Here is a 16,894-nt window from a genome sequence, read left to right on the forward strand (position 1 = left end):
AGGAACCGTCATGTACACATTGGGAATCAACGCCGCCTTCCATGATTGTTCAGCCGCACTGGTGCGCGACGGCACGGTGCTGGCCGCGGCCGAGGAAGAGCGCTTCACGCGCATCAAGCACGGCAAGCGGCCGGTGCCTTTCTCGACCTGGCAATTGCCGTTCCATGCCATCGACTACTGCCTGGGCGCCGCGGGCATCGCGCTGCGCGAGGTCGACCATATTGTCTATGCTTTCGACCCGGCGCTGCTGCCGGCGCCGCCGCAAGCCGACGGGCAGATCGTGCTGCCGCTGGAACCCTCGCGCGCCGCGGCGCGCCCGCACGAGGGGTCGCCCTGGGACCCGCTGTTCACCTCGTATGTGCTGAATGCGCCGCGCCAGCTGCTGGACGGCGCCCCGCACCACCTGAAGGCGCGCTTCGAGGGCCTGACACTGGATCACATCCTGTCGCGCTGGATGTTCCTGGACCACCATCTCAGCCACGAGGCCAGCGCCTTTCTGGCGGCGCCATGCGATGAATCGGCGGTGCTGACGCTGGATGGCCGCGGTGAACGCGCCAGCACCAGCTATGGCCTGTTCAGCGATGGCCGCTACACCCGCCTGAAGCAGATCGAACTGCCGCATTCGCTGGGCCTGCTGTATGAAGACATTACCCGCTACCTGGGGTTCCTGCATTCTTCCGACGAGTACAAGGTGATGGCGCTGGCTTCGTTCGGCCAGCCCGAATATCTGCGGCAGCTGCGCGATATCGTGCGCCTGGACGAGCAGGGCGGCTACCGGCTGGAGCCGGCCCGCCTGCAAGAGCGCTTCGGGCCGCCGCGCCGGCGCGGCGCGCCGTTCGAGGCGCACCACAAGAACCTGGCCAGCTCATTGCAGCATGTGCTGGAAGAAACGGCCCTGCACATGGCCGGGTGGCTGCATCGCGAGACCGGCGCGCGCCATCTGGCGATGGCGGGCGGCGTGGCTCTGAATTGCGTCATGAACGCGCGCCTGAGCCGCGACGGCCCCTTCGACAGTGTATGGGTGCAGCCGGCCGCGGGCGATTCCGGCACGGCGCTGGGCGCCGCGTTGTACGTCGATTACCGGCAGCGCGGCGGGCCGCGCCGCTGGACGATGGAACACGCCTACCTGGGGCCGGAATACGGCGACGACGAGATCGAGCGCTTTCTTTACCGGTCCAGGCTGGCATTCCGCAAGCTGGACGACGTGGCCGGCGAAGCGGCCGACCTGCTGGCGCAGGAGAAGATCCTGGGCTGGTTCCAGGGGCGCATGGAGTTCGGGCCGCGCGCCCTGGGGGCCCGCTCGATCCTGGCCTCGCCGCTGGATAGCGGCATGCAGGCCCGCCTGAACGGCCTGAAAGACCGCGAGGACTTCCGGCCGGTGGCGCCGGTGGTGCTGGAAGAGCGCGCCGCGCAATGGTTCGACGCGCGCGGAGAAAACCCGTTGTGCGCGCCGTTCATGCTGTTCGTCTACGACGTGCTGCCGCATCGCGCCGCGCAGATACCGGCGGTGCGGCACATCGACGGCACCGCGCGGGTGCAGACGGTGCGCCGCGACCAGAACGAACGCTACCATGACCTGCTCGAGGCCTTCGAGCGCCGCACCGGCGTGCCGGTGCTGGTCAATACCTCGTTCAATACGCGCGGCGAGCCGGTGGTCTGCTCTCCGCGGGACGCTGTCGAATGCTTCTGGACATCGCCGCTGGATGCGCTGGTCATCGGTTCTTATCTGCTGGAGAAGCCGCGATGAGCGAGGCCGCGCAGTCGATTCAGGTGTCGGTGGTGGTGCCTACCCGCGGCCGGCCCGTGCTGCTGGAACGCTGCCTGCGGGCCTTGCTGGCGCAGGAATTCCCGCCCGATGCCTACGAGATCATCGTATGCGACGACGGTGCCAGCGCCCGGACCCGGCGGCAAGTGCAGGCGCTGGACGCGCCGCGTGGCGGCCGGCCGCGCATCCGCTACCTGGCCGCCGAGCACACCCGCGGGCCCGCCGCCGCGCGCAACCAGGGCTGGCGCGCCGCGCGCGGGCCCGTCATTGCGTTCACCGACGACGATACCGTTGCCGCGCCGGATTGGCTGGCCCAGGGCTTGCGCGCGTTGGGCCCGGGGGTGCAGGCGGCGGCGGGCGCCATCGAAATGCCGATTCCCGCCGTGCCCACCGATTACCAGCGCGATGCCGCGGGGCTGGCCAGGGCCGAGTTCGTGACCGCCAATTGCTTTGTGCGGCGCGCGGCCCTGGAAGAAGTGGGCGGCTTCGATCCGCGCTACACGATGGCCTGGCGTGAAGATTCGGATCTGTTCTTCGCCATGCTGGAGCGCGGCATGGAAATCGTGCGGGCCCCGCGCGCGCTTGTCGTGCACCCGGTGCGGGGCGCGCCGTTCGCCGCGGGCCTGCGCATGCAGAAGAAAGTCATGTTCGACGTGCTGCTGTACCGCAAGTATCCGCGGCTGTACCGGGCCCGCATCCGGTCCGGACCGCCCTGGTTCTACCTGGCGGGCGCGCTGTCGCTGGCCGGCGCGGTGGCGGCCGGCCTGGCGGGATACGCGGCCGCCAGCGCCGCCCTGGCCGCTACCTGGTTGGGCCTGACCGCGTACTTCTTCATGCGCCGGCTCGATGGCGTATCGCGCCGCCCGGCTCACGTGGCCGAGCTGGCGCTGACATCGGCCGCCATTCCCATTCTGTCGATCGCGTGGCGGCTGGTGGGAATGGCCCGCTATGGGATCCGTTTCCCATGAGCGCAGCCGCCGGTTCCCAGGGCCAGCCCGCCCGCATCGCCGTGTTCCGCGCCTTGCAGCTGGGGGACATGCTGTGCGCGGTGCCGGCCTTGCGCGCCTTGCGGCAGGCGTTTCCGGCCGCCCACCTCACGCTGGTGGGGCTGCCCGGCGCCCGCGATTTCGCGCGCCGCTTCGATCGGTACATCGATGAATTGATGGAGTTTCCCGGCACGGCCGATTTCCCCGAGCAGGCCGCGCGCGAACAGGGGTTGCCTGCGTTCTACCGCCATGCGCACGCCCACCGGTTCGATGTGGCGCTGCAATTGCACGGCAGCGGCCGGCATTCCAACGCAGTGGTGCGCGGACTGGGCGCGCGGCGCTGGGCGGGTTTCGTGCCCACCGGCCCGGAAGCCGTGCCCGGCAGCCGCATGACCTGGCCCGATCATCTGCCCGAGCCGCTGCGGTACCTGGCCCTGTTGCGCTACCTGGGCATCCCGGCCTTCGATTCCGCGCTCGAACTGCCGCTGTTGCCGCGCGAAGAGGCCGCCGCCGATGCCCTGCTGCGCCACGAGGGCCTGGACCCGCGGCGCACGGTGCTGATGCACCCGGGAGCGCGCCTGCCGTCGCGGCGCTGGCCCACCGAGCGCTTCGCACAGGTGGCGGCGGCCCTGGGCGCGCAGGGCTGGCAGGTGGCGTTGACCGGCACCGACGACGAGGCGGCGCTGGTAGCCGCCGTATGGCGCGCCTGCGGCATGCGGGCGGCCAACCTGTGCGGCCGGACCTCGCTGGGTGAACTGGCGGCGCTGGCCGGCCGGTGCCGCCTGGTGGTCTGCAACGACACCGGCATGTCGCACGTGGCGGCCGCGGTGCGCACGCCCAGCGTCGTGATCGCGTCGGGCAGCGACGTGCGCCGCTGGGCGCCGCTGGACAGCCGCCGCCACGCCGTCATAGCCGCCAGCATGCCGTGCCGCCCGTGCAGCCATGCGATATGCCCGATCGGACATCCCTGCGCGCTGGCGGTATCGGTGGACGAGGTGCTGGCCCTGGCGCGGCGCCAACTGGAGGCGAAACCATGACGCCGCATGCTGAAGCTTCCGGCGGCGCGCGCCGGCTGCGCATCCTGGTGTGGCATGTGCACGGCAATTACCTGTATTCGCTGACACAGGCGCCGCACGATTTCTATGTGCCGCAGCGCGGCGACGGGCGGCCGGGCTATGGCCCCCTGGGCCGCGGGATTCCCTGGGGCCCGAATGTGCATGGCGTGCCGGCCGGGCAGGTAAAAGACCTGCCGGTCGACCTGGTGTTGTACCAGTCGGGCCACAACCTGGCCGATGCGCCGATGCTGCTGTCGCAGGCGCAGCGGCGGCTGCCGTGCGCCTACATCGAGCACAACCCACCGGCGCCGCTGGCCGCTGAAACGGTCCATGCATTTCGCCACGAGCGGGGCCTGCTGGTGCACGTGACCCCGTACAACGCCGTCATGTGGGATGCGGGCGGCATGCCGCAACAAGTGGTCGAGCACGGGGTGGTGGACCCGGGCCCGCTGTATCGGGGCGACCTGGCGCGCGGCATTGTCGTGGTCAACCACCTGGCGCGGCGCGGCCGGCGTGTCGGCGCCGACCTTTATGCGGACGCCGCGCGGCACGTGCCGCTGGACCTGATCGGCATGGGATCGGAAGAGATGGCCGGCGGGCTGGGCGAGGTGTCCAATATGGAGGTGGCCGCCTTCATGGCGCGCTACCGGTGCTTTTTCAGTCCGGTGCGCTACGCCAGCCTGGGGCTGTCGCTGGTCGAGGCCATGCTGTGCGGCCTGCCGGTGGTGGGCTTCGCCGCCACCGAACTGCCTTGCGTCATTACCAGCGGGCGCGACGGCTATGTCGATACCCGGCCGCACCGGCTGCATGAGGCCGTGAGGCAGCTGCTGCACGATCCGGCGCTGGCGCGCGAATGGGGCCAGGCGGGCCGGCGCACGGCGCTGCGGCGCTTTGCCATCGAGCGCTTCGTTGCGGACTGGAACCGGATATTTGCCACGTTGACGGAGGCATCATGAAAGACAGTACGACGATATCGCCGCGGGCCCTGGTGGCCGGCGGAGCCGGGTTCCTGGGTTCGCACCTGTGCCGCAAGCTGCTGCTGCAGGGCTGGGAGGTGATCTGCGTGGACAATTTCCACACCGGGCGCAGCGAAAACCTGGCCGGGCTGGCGGCGCATCCCGGCCTGACCGTGGTGCGCCAGGATATCGCGCTGCCGCTGCCGGCCGAACTGCGCATCGACCGCATCTACAACCTGGCCTGCCCGGCGTCGCCCGTGCATTACCAGGCCGACCCGGTGGCCACCTTGCAGACCTGCGTGCAGGGCGCCGCCCAATTGCTGGAACTGGCGGCCCGCACCGGCGCCCGCATCCTGCAGGCATCGACCAGCGAAGTGTATGGCGACCCGCTAGAACATCCGCAGCGCGAAGGCTATTGGGGGCACGTGAACCCGGTGGGGCCCCGTTCGTGCTACGACGAGGGCAAGCGCTGCGCCGAAACCCTGTTCACCGAATACGGACATCGCCGGGGCGTGGTGGTGAAGATCGCGCGCATCTTCAATACCTACGGTCCGGGCATGGCCGCCGACGACGGCCGGGTGGTGTCGAACTTCATCGTGCAGGCCCTGGCCGGCCGGCCGCTTACGGTGTATGGCGACGGCAGCCAGACGCGTTCATTCTGCTACGTGGACGACCTGGTGGAAGGGCTGGTGCGCCTGATGGAAAGCCCCGCGCAGTTCAGCGGGCCCGTCAACCTGGGCAACCCGGCCGAGATCACCGTCTTGCGCATGGCGCAGCTGGTGCGCGAACTGACGGGGTCCCGGGCGCCCCTGCAATTCCGCGACCTGCCGCGCGACGACCCCACGCATCGCTGTCCCGATATCGCGCTGGCGCGCGACCGATTGCGCTGGCGCCCCGCGACGCCGCTGCCCGCCGGCCTGGCGCGCACCATCGACTACTTCCGCTGGCATCCGCGGCGAGCCCCGGCGCCCGCCGCCATGGCCGCGCAGTGAATGGCGAGGATATGAGATGGATCCGAAAGGCAGGCTGGTGGTGATCTCGCCGCATTTCGACGATGCCGTGTTCAGCTGCGGCGACTGGCTGGCCGCGTGTCCCGGCGGCACTGTCCTGACGGTGTATTCGGGGGTGCCGCCCAGCACCGCGCCCCTGCCTGACTGGGACCGCCGCTGCGGGTTCGCGCGCGCCGACCAGGCCGTGCTGGCGCGCCATGAAGAAAACCGCGCGGCCATGGCGGTGCTGGGCGCGCGCGGGCTCGGGTTGGGGCTGCTGGACGATCAGTATCAAGGGGCCGCCACCGTGGCCGGGCGGATCACCGGCATGCTGGCCTCGGCGTTGACCACTTTGCAGCCGGCCGTGGTGCTGATGCCGCTGGGATTGTTCCACCGCGATCACCTGCGCGTGTCGGACGCGGCCCTGACGGTGTGGCGGCTGTTCCGGCAGGCCATGAACAATACCTGGCTGGCGTATGAAGAAGCCTTGTACCGCCGCAAGCCCGGCCTGCTGCAGCAGCGCCTGGCCGAGCTGCGGGCGCAGCATGTGCTGGCCACCCCCGAAGCGGGGCCGCAATACCGCGGCGATCGCAAGACGCGCGCGGTCGCCGCCTATGCCAGCCAGCTCGGCGCGCTGGGACTCACGCCCGGACAGGGCGATGATGCCGCCCCGGAACGTTACTGGCTGCTGGCGCCTGAAAGCGGGGGGCAGGAATGATACTGGCCCGCCTTTCCATTGTGGTCCTGACACACAATCGCCGCGCTGAATTGATGCGCACCCTGCACGGCCTGGCCCGGCTGCCCGGCCGGCATCCGATCATCGTGGTGGACAACGGCAGCACCGACGGCACGGCCGAAGCGGTGCGCCGCGAATTTCCGGGGCTGGCCCTGGTGCGCGCGCCGGCCAACCTGGGCGCGGCGGGGCGCAACCTGGGAGTGCGGGCCGCGCAGACCGAATACGTGGCGTTCTGCGATGACGACACATGCTGGGAACCGCGCGCACTGGAAACCGCCGTGGGCATCCTGGACGCGGCTCCGGAAATCGGCGTGCTGACCGCCCGCGTCCTGGTGGGCGCGGAAGGCCGGCTGGACCATGCCTGCGCGGCCATGCAGGAAAGCCCCTTGCCCGAGCAGCCGGGGGTCGGGCCCTGCCTGCTCGGTTTCATGGCGGGCGCATGCGTCATGCGCACGGAAGTGTTCCGCGGCGCCGGCGGCTATTGGCCGCCGCTGCTGATCGGCGGCGAGGAAGAGCTGCTTGCGCTGGATGTCATGGAGCAGGGCTGGCGCATTGTGTACGCGCCGGCCGTGTGCATCCGCCACTGGCCGTCGCCGGCCCGCGATGCGCCGCTGCGGCGGCGCCTGCTGGCCCGCAATGCGGTCTGGACGGCCTGGATGCGGCTGCCGGCCGGCATGGCCTGGCACGCCACGGCCCGCGAATTCCGCCTGCAGCGCTCGGCCCGAGAGCGGCTGCGCCTGGCCCGCGACGTGGGGCGCGGCATGGCGGCCGTGCTGGCGCGCCGGCGGGTGGTGTCGCCCCAGGTACGCGAATTGCTGGCCTGCGAAGAACGTCAACGCCACAGCAGGAGGCCGTGATGTCCCTGATTGTCGCAGCCCGCTTCCAGACCTTCGAGCAGGCCGAGAGCGCCGCGCGCAACCTGTATGCCACAGGGTTCCGCGACGAAGACATGCATACCTTCTACGTCAACACCGCGGGCGAGCACGCCCGCTATCCTTTGGGCGGCGACCGGAAGGCCGATCCCGATTCGCGCGGGGCCTCGGTGGGCGCGCTGGTGGGGGCCGCGTCGCTGGGCATTCTGTTTGCCCTGGTGTGCGCCGTGATCGCCTGGCAGATCAACCCGTCGGCCGTCGCCGTGACCGCGGCCGGCGGGGTAGGGGCCTATATCGGCGCCCTGGCGGGCGCCCTGTGGGTCACCGGCCAGGGGCGGCGCCTGAGCCGGGGCACCTGGACCGAAGATATCCACCCGGAAGTGCGGCAAGCGGGCGTCCTGCTGGCGCTGCACATCCAGCCCGACCAGGAGGCCCGCGCCGTGGCCATTCTGCGTGAAGCCGGCGGCATGGACGTGGAACGGGCGAATGGCCGCTGGGCCAACGGCAACTGGCAGGATTTCGACCCGCTGACACCGCCCCAGCGCGAACCCGAGCCGGCGACTCATTCCTGACCCGGGCGCCGGATGCCGGCCCGAAGGAGCATGCTCATGCCGAACACACCGAAATCCGCGCCGCCGCCCGCGGCGGGCAGCCCCGGCGGGCGGCGCAAGACGGACCGGCCGGATGCCGCCGCCAAGGGCAAGATGCTGCCGCCGCGCGATACCGTCGAAGTGCCGCGCCAGCCGCCCAAGCCCATCGCCGGCACGCCCGACGAGGCGGCCAAAGACAGCCGGCCGGCGCGCGACAACCAGGACGAATCCAACTGGGCCGACGGCTCCAGGCCCCGGCCGCACGCCAAGAACGCGCGCTCGCACCTGCTGTAGCGCGCGGCCTCAGGCGCGCGGCGCGTGATGGCAGGCGCGCAGGAAATGCCACAGGCGCCGTTCATCGGCCAGCAAGCCGCGCGGCGCGGCCGCCGGCGCTTTGCGGGCGGGCAGGGCGCCGCGCCGATAGGCCTGCAGGATCGCCGGATGGATGTAGCACTGGCGGCAGACCGCCGGCGTATTGCTCAGCCGCGTCGCAACCTGTTTCACGACCTCGGCCAGGATGCGCCCGGCTTGGGCTTCGTCGTCCGCCGGCCGGGCCTGCAGCAGCGAGAAAGCCATCACCGAGCCCGCCCAGGTGCGGTAGTGCTTGGCGGTGAACCCGCCGCCGCCGGCCGCTTTCAGGTAGGTATTGACCATGTCCGAATCGATCGGCCGGGCCTGGCCGTCGGCGTCGCGATAGTGGAACAGCTGCTGGCCGGGCAGGTCCATGCAGCGCTTGACGGTGCGGGCGATCCGCGCGTCGTTCACGGTCACGTCGTGCGCCACGCCGCTCTTGCCGGTGAAGCGCAGCCGCAGGCGGTCGCCCGCCACGGCGGTGTGGCGGCGCTTCAGCGTGGTCAGCCCATACGAATGATTGGCGCGCGCATACTCGCGCGTGCCGATGCGGATCAGGGTGATTTCCAGCAATCGCACCAGCACGGCCAGCACCTTGTCCTGCGACAGGGCTTGCTGCCGCATGTCGCGCGCCACGCGGCGGCGGATGCGCGGCAGGCTGGCCGCGAATTCCAGCAGCTGGTCGTACTTGCCGGCGTTGCGCACGGCCTTCCAGTCCGCATGGTAGCGATACTGCTTGCGGCCGCGCGCATCGCGCCCGGTGGCCTGCAGGTGGCCGTTGGGCGACGGGCATATCCACACCTCGGTATAGGCTGGCGGAATGGCCAGCGCCTCGATGCGCGCGATCACCTGCGCATCGACAATCGCCTTGCCGCGTGTATCCAGATAGCGGAACTTGCCCGACCGGGTGCGCCTGCGCGTATAGCCCGGACGGCCATCGTCCACGTACGCCAGGCCGGCTTGCGCCAGCGGGAACGCGGGTTGCTGCCGTACGGCGTGTTCAAGCGATCTGGAAACGGAGGTGGTTATGGAAGGCTCCTTGAAAGATATCAGCGTGGCCATGCTGGTGGTGGACGGCTTCGAGCAGGCCGAGCTGACCGGGCCGCGCGACGCGCTGGCGGACCAGGGCGCGCGCACGGTGCTGGTTTCGGCCAGGCGCGAGCCGGTGCAGGGCATGCATCACGACCAGAAAGGCAATACATTCGAGGTCGACCTGACCTTTGCCGAGGCGCAGCCCGCCGAATTCGATGCCGTGCTGCTGCCGGGCGGGGTCGTCAACGCCGACGAGATCCGCATGCACCCCAAGGCGCGCGAGTTCGTGCGGGCCATGTGGGAGCAGCACAAACCCGTTGCCGTCATTTGCCACGGGCCATGGCTGCTGGCCTCGGCGGGCCTGCTGAAGGGGCGCACGCTGACCAGCTGGCCTTCGCTGCAGGACGACCTGCGCAACGCCGGGGCGACATGGGTGGACCAGGAAGTCGTGGTCGACGGCATGCTGGTCAGCAGCCGCAAGCCCGGCGATATTCCCGCCTTCAATCGCGAGATGCTGCGGGTCATCCGGGCGGCCGCCGGCGCGGCGGGCGGGGGCCAGGCGCACTAGGCGCGCCGCGCCCCCGCGCCGCGATTGCGCTGGCTCTGCTGGTCCTGGCCCGAGCCGACCTGGGTGGCGTGGCCGTCTTTCTTCGAGCGGCGCTGCGTGTCTCCATGGCTTTTCTGCATCTCGCGCGGCGTGTCGTCTTTCGAGGCGGCGGGGTGAGGTTGCGGTTTCATGGCGGGCTCCTTGGCTGGCGGACTGGCGGCCGGCGGCTCGCCGGCCAGCCAGGCCTGGTAGTAATGGGGCAGGCGGGACAGCGCATAACGGGCGCTGGCCTGCCGGATGGCATTGCGCGCACCGGAAAAGCGCTGCGTTTCGGTATAGACCACCGGGCGCGCATCGGCGGCGCCGGCCCGGAACAGCCACGCATAACACTGCGTGCCGGGTTCGATGCCATCGTCCGTGTCGTCGGTGACGCCGGTATTGGCGATGGCCACCGACGCCGGGCTGCGGCGGCTGGCGCCCAGCGCCATGGCGCGGGCCACGGGCTCGCTGGTCAGATTGCAGCGTTGCAGCAGGCCGGCATCCAGGCCCAGGCAGCGCAGCTTGGCTTCGGGCGCGTATGTCACGAACGCGCAGTCCAGCAGGCTGCCGGCGCCGGGTACGTCGGCCAGGGTGGCGGCGATCAGGCCGGCCGTGCAGGATTCGGCGGTGACCAGCACCAGCGACTGCTCCGACATAAAACGCGCCACGCGCTCGACTTCGTTCATGCTGCGATCTCCCATGGCCTGCCGCGTTCCCGCAAATGGCGTGCCCGCACCATGGCCTAATGCTCGACGGGCTCGCCGCCGACCCGGGCCCCGACGATCATCTCGGTGGTCCAGTTCAGCAGAATCGACGTGTAGGCCTGCTGGGCCGCCTTGTCGGTCAGGCCGTGGTCGGCGCCGTCGACGATGCGGTGGGTCATCGAGTGCGCGCGCAGGAAGGCCGAGCGGTAATTCATGATGGTGGAATGGGGAATGAAGGTGTCGTGCTCGGACTCCACGATCAGCACATCCCCGGTAAAAGCCTCGCAGGCCGCCAGGGCGCGGTTCTCGTCCGGGCCTACCCGCGTCAGGCGGTACGCCGCCAGGCTTTCGCGGCTGAGCGAACCCTTGGGCAGGTCCCATTCCTCGTCGCGGTACAGCGCCGGCACATGCAGCGCCAGCCATTTCACGGGGCGCATCGTCGACAAAATGGCCGCCAGGTAGCCGCCATAGCTGCTGCCCACCACCGCGATCTCGCTGCTGTCGATGGACGGGTGGTCCAGCAATTGGTCGTAGGCCGCCACCACGTCGCGCAGATTGTCGCCGCGCGAGACGCGCGAGCGCTGCGCCTCGGTGGCGGCGTGGCCGCGCAAGTCGAAGGTCAGGCAGATGCACCCCAGCCCGGCAATGCTGCGCGCGCGCATCAGGTCGAACCGCTGGCTGCCGCCCCAGCCATGGATGAACAGCACGCCGGGAATGCGGGTCTCGGGCGACAGGAACGTGCCCGACAGGTCTTGCCCTTCTACCGGAATAGAGGTGGCCTGGCTATGCGTCGCCATGCTGCACGACTCCCGCGGATTTGCTGATGCGCCCCACCTGGGGGTCGTCATCGTCATACACGATTGTGGCTTCGGGCAGCCGCGCGTCGTCGTCGCCGTAGCTTTCGTTGGTGCGCGCGCGCACTCTCGAACGGCCGGCGTCGCGGCTGAATGCCTCCAGCGCGCAGACTTCCGCCATGCTGGCGCCGCCGGCCCGCCATGATTGTTCCAGCACGCCGCGCCGGCAGTCGCCCGCGCGGCCCCGGCCTTCGGCCACGTCATAATTGCGGCGCGAAGCGAAGAAATCCGGGTAGCACTCCTGCACGGCGGCGTCGTAGCGCCGCGCCAGGTCGATGGCAGCCTGCAGCGCGGCCGGCCAGTGCTGCGCGGCCAGCGCGTCGAAGCCGCCGCGCACGAACAGGATGTCCGAGCCGCCATAAACAGCGTTGCCGTCGTTGTCGCGCGTCAGTTGCTGCGTGCCGACGTAGCTGGCCGTCATGCCGGGCAGGCGCACTGTGCCGACGCTGTAGGTCGTGACATCGTCAAGATGCTCTTCCAGCACCAGCCCGAACTGGGCCATTTCGTCCTTGTCTTGCGCGCGCAGCGCGTCGCGCAGCTCTGCTTCGTCGCAAACCCTGGCCTGGCCGCGCCCGGCCGTGGCCTGCACCGGCTTGACGCGCACCGCGCCGTGGCGCAGCAGCAGCGCGCCGGCGCGCAGCGCGTCTTCGGCCGAGAACACGGTGTACCCGGCCAGCACGGCATCCTGCAGCCGCGCGCCCATGCGCGCCGACCAGCCCGCGGGCGCCGGGGCCCGCGCGCCGTCGAGCAGGGGGTGCGTGATGGCCTTGCTGGCGACGAAATCGTGGGGCACCACGCCGCCATACAGGTCTGATTCCTGGCGGATGCCCAGGCGCGCCGCGGCCGGGCTGCCCAGCGTCATGGCGGGCACGTAATAGATGCGGCGCCCCGCCAGGCTGGCGGAGCCCGGCGCGGGGTCATAGTCGGCCGAGCAGGGGCAGCCCAGCAGGGCGGCGAGCCTGGCGGCCAGTGTGCGATGGCTGGCGGTGTCATGGGCCGAGGCGCCCAGGCGGCGGGGGTAGGCCACCACCAGGTCGGGGCGTGGTTCGGGGTTGCTGCGGGGCAGGGTCGGCATGGGCAGGCCTTGTCGTGATCGGCGGCCGTCAGCTACGCACATAACGTGCCTGAAGCCTTTCAGCCATTCAGCCAGCGCATGACCAGGGCCAGGGCGGTCAGCAGCAGGGCCGCGCCGATCCAGGCGGCGGCAATCCGCGCCAGGCGTTTCAATCCCTGGTTCTGCATCTTCAACTCCTTGATTTAAATGGGTTTTGTTTTAACGGTTGGGGGGTGGCATGGCATCGCAGCCGCAGTTTTCATGCCCGCGTGCGGGGCGGGGAACTGTAATTTGGCTGTCAGGTCTATTCAGGTTGTTGTAAGAAATGCTAAAACACCGTTTTCGTCCCTTATTCACTCGGAGATTGCATGCTTGAGTTTTTCCAGACCCTCAGCTGGGCCGCCGTGTTCCAGATCATTCTTATCGACATCCTGCTGGGCGGCGACAACGCTGTGGTCATTGCGCTGGCCTGCCGCAACCTGCCGGCCAAGCAGCGCATGCAGGGCATCCTGTGGGGGACGGCGGGCGCCATCGGCCTGCGCGTGGTGCTGATCGCGTTCGCGCTCACACTGCTGGCCATTCCCTACCTGAAAATCGTCGGCGCGCTGCTGCTGCTGTGGGTGGGCGTGAAGCTGCTCATCCCCGAAGGCGACGGGCACGGCAACATCAAGGGCGGGGCATCGGTGTGGGCCGCCGTCAAGACCATCATCGTGGCCGACTTCGTCATGAGCCTGGACAACGTCATCGCCATTGCCGGCGCCGCGCAAACGGCCGACCCGTCGCATCAGATCGGCCTGGTGGTGTTCGGCCTGGTGGTCAGCGTGCCCATCATCATCTGGGGCAGCACGCTGGTGCTGAAGCTGATCGACCGCTACCCGCTGGTGGTTACCTTCGGCGCGGCGCTGCTGGGCTGGATCGCGGGCGGCATGCTGGTTACCGATGTGGCCATCGTGGAACGCACGGGCGAAGTGTCCGGCGCGATGAAAATCGGCGCCGAGGTGCTGGGCGCGCTGCTGGTGGTGGGCCTGGGCCGCTGGTTCGCCGCGCGCAAGAAGGCTGCCGCGCCTGCGCTGGAAACCAGCAACCAAGAGGGCTGAAGCCGGCCCGCGCGCCACGGCGCCTGACGCCGGCACGGCGCCGCGCAATGCCTGCGGGCAGGCGCGGCCCGTGCCGGCGTTTTTCATTGCGCGTTGCAGCCGGTCCGGGCGGTTTGTCGCACTGCGGCAACGGGCTTTATCATGGCAGCGGCTCCCCGCCCGCGGGGCGCCGCGTTGCCGCGGCCCGCGCACCAGTGGCCGCCCGTCTCTCAGGAGGCCGCCACGTGGCTCGGCAAGCACGTCACACCAGACCCTTGGGCATGTATCTCGAATCGGCGCTGCCGCGTGCGTGGTCAGCCGTACCCTGGGCCTTGCAGGCGTGCTGCGCGCTGCTGTTGCTGGCGGCGCTGTGCCTGGGCGGCGCGGCGCGCGCGGCCGCCGCGCCCCAGCCCGCGCCCGAGGCGGCCGCCGAACTCACGCCCGCGCGCCTGGCAGACCTGCTCGACGATCCCGCCACCCGGCAGCAACTGATCGAGCGGCTGCGCAGCCAGGCTCCCGCGCCGGATGACGGCGCCGCGCCGGCCCAGGCAGCCGAGGCCCATCCGTCATTGCCGACCCGCATCGCGCGCAGCACGCAGCTGTTCCTGGCCGGCATGGCCACTGATGCCGGCCGCGCCGCAGACGAACTGAGCGCGCTGGCCAGCGGCACAGGCATGCCGCCGCAGCGGCGCGACGCACTGGTCGCCGAGCTGCTGGGCCTGGCCGCGGTCGCCGCGGCCACCATCGCCGCGTTCCTGTTGCTGCGTGCCCTGGCGTCGCGCGCCTATGCGCGCATCGACCGCTGGGTGGCCAATCCGCCGCCAGCCGCCGGCACGGCGGCGCGGCACGGCGCCGCCACGGCAGCCATGCTGCGGCGCGCCGCCGCCATGCTGGGAGCCCTGGCCATCGATGTCGCCATCGTGCTGCTGGCGGGCCTGGCCGGCTACCTGGTGGGGCTGTACGGATCGGGGCAGCGTGGCGTCATCAGCACCGCGCAGTCGCTGTTCGTCAATGCTTTCGTCGCCGTGGAAATCGCCAAGGCGCTGATCCGCGGGGTATTCGCCACGCGTTATCCCATGCTGCGCCTGTTCACCATGGCCGACGACGTGGCGCATTACTGGAACAGCCATCTGGGGCGGGTGGCGGCTGTCGTCGGCTACGGCCTGCTGCTGGCCGAGCCGCTGGCCAAGTCGCTGCTGTCGCCGTCCATCGGCGAACTGCTGGGCCTGGTCATCATGGTGGTGGCCTATGTCTACGCGGTGCGCATCATCTGGCGCAACCGCGTGGTGCTGCGCCAGCGGCTGGAACAGCGCGCCGCGAGCGCGTCGTCGTACTTCGGCACCTGGTTCCGCCTGCTGGCCCGCACCTGGCACGTGCTGGCGCTGGGCTATTTCACGGTGCTGCTGGTGGTCAGCCAGGTAGACACCGAAAGGGCGCTGCCTTTCATGGTCGAGGCCACGGTCCAGTCGCTGGTGGCGCTGGGCGTGGGCGCGCTGCTGATCGCGGCAATGGCCGGCGTGCTGGCGCGCCGCATCAGGCTGCCCGAAGACGTGCGCCGCAAGCTGCCCATGCTCGAAGCCCGGATCAATGCCTACGTGCCGGCGGCGCTGCGCGGCCTGGGCGTGCTGATCCGCATCGTGGTCGCCCTGTTCGTGCTGGACGCCTGGCGGGTCTTCGACCTGTCCAGCTGGATCGTGTCGGACGCCGGCGCGGCCGCGGTGCGCATGGTGGTCAACGTGGCCATCATCCTGCTGATCGCCGCGGTGGCCTGGACAGTGATCGCCAGCATCATCGAGCACCGCCTCAGCCTCAGCGAAGGCAACGGCATGCCCACCGCGCGCGAACGCACCCTGCTGGCGCTGTTCCGCAACGCCGCGCTGATCGTCATCGTCACGCTGACGGTGCTGGTGGTGCTGTCGCAGATCGGCGTGGACATCGCGCCGCTGATCGCCGGGGCGGGGGTGGTGGGCCTGGCCATCGGCTTCGGCTCGCAGAAGCTGGTGCAGGACATCATCACGGGCGTGTTCATCCAGCTGGAAAACGGCATGAACCAGAACGACGTGGTGCAGGTGGCCGGCATTTTCGGCACCGTGGAAAAAATCACCATCCGCTCGGTCGGGATACGCACGCTCGACGGCGGCTATCACCTGATCCCGTTCTCGTCGGTGGATGTGGTGTCCAACCACATGCGCGACTTCTCGTACCACCTGGGCGAATACACCATCGCTCACCGCGAGAGCGTCGACGACGCCATACAGCACCTGCGCCACGCTTATGAAGAGCTGATGCAGGACGAGCTGCTGGCGCCCGAGGTGCTGGAAGAAATCAGCATTCCGGGCGTTACCGCGCTCAGCGACAAGGGCGTGACCATCCGCGTGCTGATCAAGACCACGCCGGGCATGCAGTGGGCCGTGCAGCGCGGCTACAACCGCCTGGTCAAGAAGCACTTCAACGCCGCCGGCATCGAGCTTCCGTACCCGCACACCGTGGTCTATTTCGGCCAGGACAAGAACGGCTACGCGCCGCCGGCCAACCTGTTCATGCAGACCGACCGTCCCGACGAGCACGGCAATGCGCGGGCCGCCGGGCAGATGCGCCGCCGCCTGTCCAAAGAACAGGGCACGGCGGGCGAAGATGTGCTGGGCAACGAGCTCGACCGGGTGGCAGAGGACGCCGACGCGCCCGACGCGCCGCGGCCCGCAACCTGAGCCGCGCCATCCGCTATAGTCCGACAACCTTCCATCACGCCCTGATACGCACCGCCATGTCATCGACCATACGCCTGCCTTCCTTCACGCGCCGCCGCCTGCTGGCGGGCCTGGCATTGGCGCCCGCCGCCGCATGGGCCGCGCCGTCGACGCCCGTGATCCAGGTCTGGAAATCGCCCACCTGCGGCTGCTGCACCGACTGGATCGCACATCTGCGCGACCACGGCTTCCGGGTCGAGGTGCAGGAAGTGCAAAGCACGGCCGAGGTGCGCAGCCGGCTCGGCATCCCGGCGGAATACGGTTCGTGCCATACCGGGCTGGTCGACGGCTATGCCCTGGAAGGCCACGTGCCCGCCGGCGACATCCAGCGCATGCTGCGCGAGCGGCCGGCGGCCATCGGCCTGGCCGTGCCCGGCATGCCGCTGGGCGCGCCGGGCATGGACGGCCCCGAATACGAAGGCCGCAAGCATCCGTACGAGGTGCTGCTGGTCCGGCGCTGGGGGCTGACCCGCGTTTATCAGGCGTATTCGTGACGGCGCGATGGTAAGCAGGTGTCTGGCGCTCTGCGGGAGCCAGACAC

General features: G+C 70.0%; 17 protein-coding genes. 13 read left to right on the top strand and 4 right to left on the bottom strand.

Features of this window, described 5'->3' with window-relative positions:
• The first annotated feature begins 10 nt into the window (after positions 1-10).
• The 9 genes from J2P76_RS17680 to J2P76_RS17720 are packed head-to-tail and all read left to right on the top strand — an operon-like array spanning position 11 to position 8,243.
• Complete coding sequence (locus J2P76_RS17680) at positions 11-1,747, top strand: carbamoyltransferase family protein (protein WP_207408973.1); 1,737 nt, start codon at positions 11-13, stop codon at positions 1,745-1,747.
• Positions 1,744-2,733: a glycosyltransferase family 2 protein gene (locus J2P76_RS17685; protein WP_207408974.1), complete on the top strand. Its 990-nt coding sequence runs from the start codon at positions 1,744-1,746 to the stop codon at positions 2,731-2,733. The genes J2P76_RS17680 and J2P76_RS17685 overlap by 4 nt, the downstream gene beginning before the upstream one ends.
• Entirely contained in the window at positions 2,730-3,788 is a 1,059-nt protein-coding gene (locus J2P76_RS17690; RefSeq protein ID WP_207408975.1) for a glycosyltransferase family 9 protein, read from the top strand. The genes J2P76_RS17685 and J2P76_RS17690 overlap by 4 nt, the downstream gene beginning before the upstream one ends.
• Positions 3,785-4,762 carry a glycosyltransferase gene (locus J2P76_RS17695; RefSeq protein ID WP_207408976.1) on the top strand — a complete coding sequence of 326 codons (978 nt, stop codon included), beginning with the start codon at positions 3,785-3,787 and terminating at the stop codon, positions 4,760-4,762. Before J2P76_RS17690 ends, J2P76_RS17695 begins: the two co-directional genes overlap by 4 nt.
• On the top strand, positions 4,759-5,754 hold the full coding sequence (locus tag J2P76_RS17700) for a UDP-glucuronic acid decarboxylase family protein (protein ID WP_207408977.1): 996 nt from the start codon (positions 4,759-4,761) through the stop codon (positions 5,752-5,754). The genes J2P76_RS17695 and J2P76_RS17700 overlap by 4 nt, the downstream gene beginning before the upstream one ends.
• Positions 5,755-5,770: 16 nt before the next feature.
• Positions 5,771-6,469 (top strand): PIG-L family deacetylase, encoded by a 699-nt coding sequence (locus tag J2P76_RS17705; protein ID WP_207408978.1) that lies wholly within the window; start codon positions 5,771-5,773, stop codon positions 6,467-6,469.
• Positions 6,466-7,344, top strand: a complete 879-nt coding sequence (locus J2P76_RS17710) for a glycosyltransferase family 2 protein (RefSeq protein WP_207408979.1) — start codon at positions 6,466-6,468, stop codon at positions 7,342-7,344. Before J2P76_RS17705 ends, J2P76_RS17710 begins: the two co-directional genes overlap by 4 nt.
• Positions 7,344-7,931, top strand: coding sequence for a hypothetical protein (locus J2P76_RS17715; protein WP_207408980.1), 588 nt, complete (start codon positions 7,344-7,346; stop codon positions 7,929-7,931). Before J2P76_RS17710 ends, J2P76_RS17715 begins: the two co-directional genes overlap by 1 nt.
• Before the next feature lie 36 nt (positions 7,932-7,967).
• Complete coding sequence (locus J2P76_RS17720; RefSeq protein WP_207408981.1) at positions 7,968-8,243, top strand: hypothetical protein; 276 nt, start codon at positions 7,968-7,970, stop codon at positions 8,241-8,243.
• 9 nt (positions 8,244-8,252) lie between these two features.
• On the opposite strand, the gene J2P76_RS17725 is transcribed toward J2P76_RS17720, so the two are convergent.
• On the bottom strand, positions 8,253-9,245 hold the full coding sequence (locus J2P76_RS17725) for a DNA topoisomerase IB (RefSeq protein WP_347565331.1): 993 nt from the start codon (positions 9,243-9,245) through the stop codon (positions 8,253-8,255).
• A gap of 82 nt (positions 9,246-9,327) precedes the next feature.
• Between J2P76_RS17725 and J2P76_RS17730 the strand changes: the two genes are divergently transcribed.
• Entirely contained in the window at positions 9,328-9,900 is a 573-nt protein-coding gene (locus J2P76_RS17730; RefSeq protein ID WP_207408983.1) for a type 1 glutamine amidotransferase domain-containing protein, read from the top strand.
• Here J2P76_RS17730 and J2P76_RS17735 read toward each other — a convergent pair.
• From J2P76_RS17735 to J2P76_RS17745, 3 genes are read right to left on the bottom strand one after another with little or no spacing between them, the layout of a single operon-like run.
• Positions 9,897-10,604, bottom strand: coding sequence for a nicotinamide-nucleotide amidohydrolase family protein (locus tag J2P76_RS17735; RefSeq protein WP_207408984.1), 708 nt, complete (start codon positions 10,602-10,604; stop codon positions 9,897-9,899). The two genes, J2P76_RS17730 and J2P76_RS17735, sit on opposite strands and share 4 nt — an antisense overlap.
• 56 nt (positions 10,605-10,660) lie before the next feature.
• Entirely contained in the window at positions 10,661-11,419 is a 759-nt protein-coding gene (locus tag J2P76_RS17740; RefSeq protein ID WP_207408985.1) for an alpha/beta hydrolase family protein, read from the bottom strand.
• Positions 11,406-12,551: a DUF3182 family protein gene (locus J2P76_RS17745; RefSeq protein ID WP_207408986.1), complete on the bottom strand. Its 1,146-nt coding sequence runs from the start codon at positions 12,549-12,551 to the stop codon at positions 11,406-11,408. The genes J2P76_RS17740 and J2P76_RS17745 overlap by 14 nt, the downstream gene beginning before the upstream one ends.
• A 347-nt stretch (positions 12,552-12,898) precedes the next feature.
• Between J2P76_RS17745 and J2P76_RS17750 the strand changes: the two genes are divergently transcribed.
• The 3 genes from J2P76_RS17750 to J2P76_RS17760 all read left to right on the top strand — a co-directional run bounded on the left by J2P76_RS17750 (position 12,899) and on the right by J2P76_RS17760 (position 16,847).
• Positions 12,899-13,627 (top strand): TerC family protein, encoded by a 729-nt coding sequence (locus J2P76_RS17750; protein ID WP_207408987.1) that lies wholly within the window; start codon positions 12,899-12,901, stop codon positions 13,625-13,627.
• A gap of 260 nt (positions 13,628-13,887) precedes the next feature.
• Positions 13,888-16,314, top strand: a complete 2,427-nt coding sequence (locus J2P76_RS17755) for a mechanosensitive ion channel domain-containing protein (RefSeq protein ID WP_207408988.1) — start codon at positions 13,888-13,890, stop codon at positions 16,312-16,314.
• Positions 16,315-16,370: 56 nt separating this feature from the next.
• Positions 16,371-16,847, top strand: a complete 477-nt coding sequence (locus tag J2P76_RS17760; RefSeq protein WP_207408989.1) for a DUF411 domain-containing protein — start codon at positions 16,371-16,373, stop codon at positions 16,845-16,847.
• The last annotated feature ends 47 nt before the right edge of the window (positions 16,848-16,894 follow it).

This window comes from Bordetella petrii, from assembly GCF_017356245.1.
GTDB lineage: Bacteria > Pseudomonadota > Gammaproteobacteria > Burkholderiales > Burkholderiaceae_B > Bordetella_A > Bordetella_A petrii_D.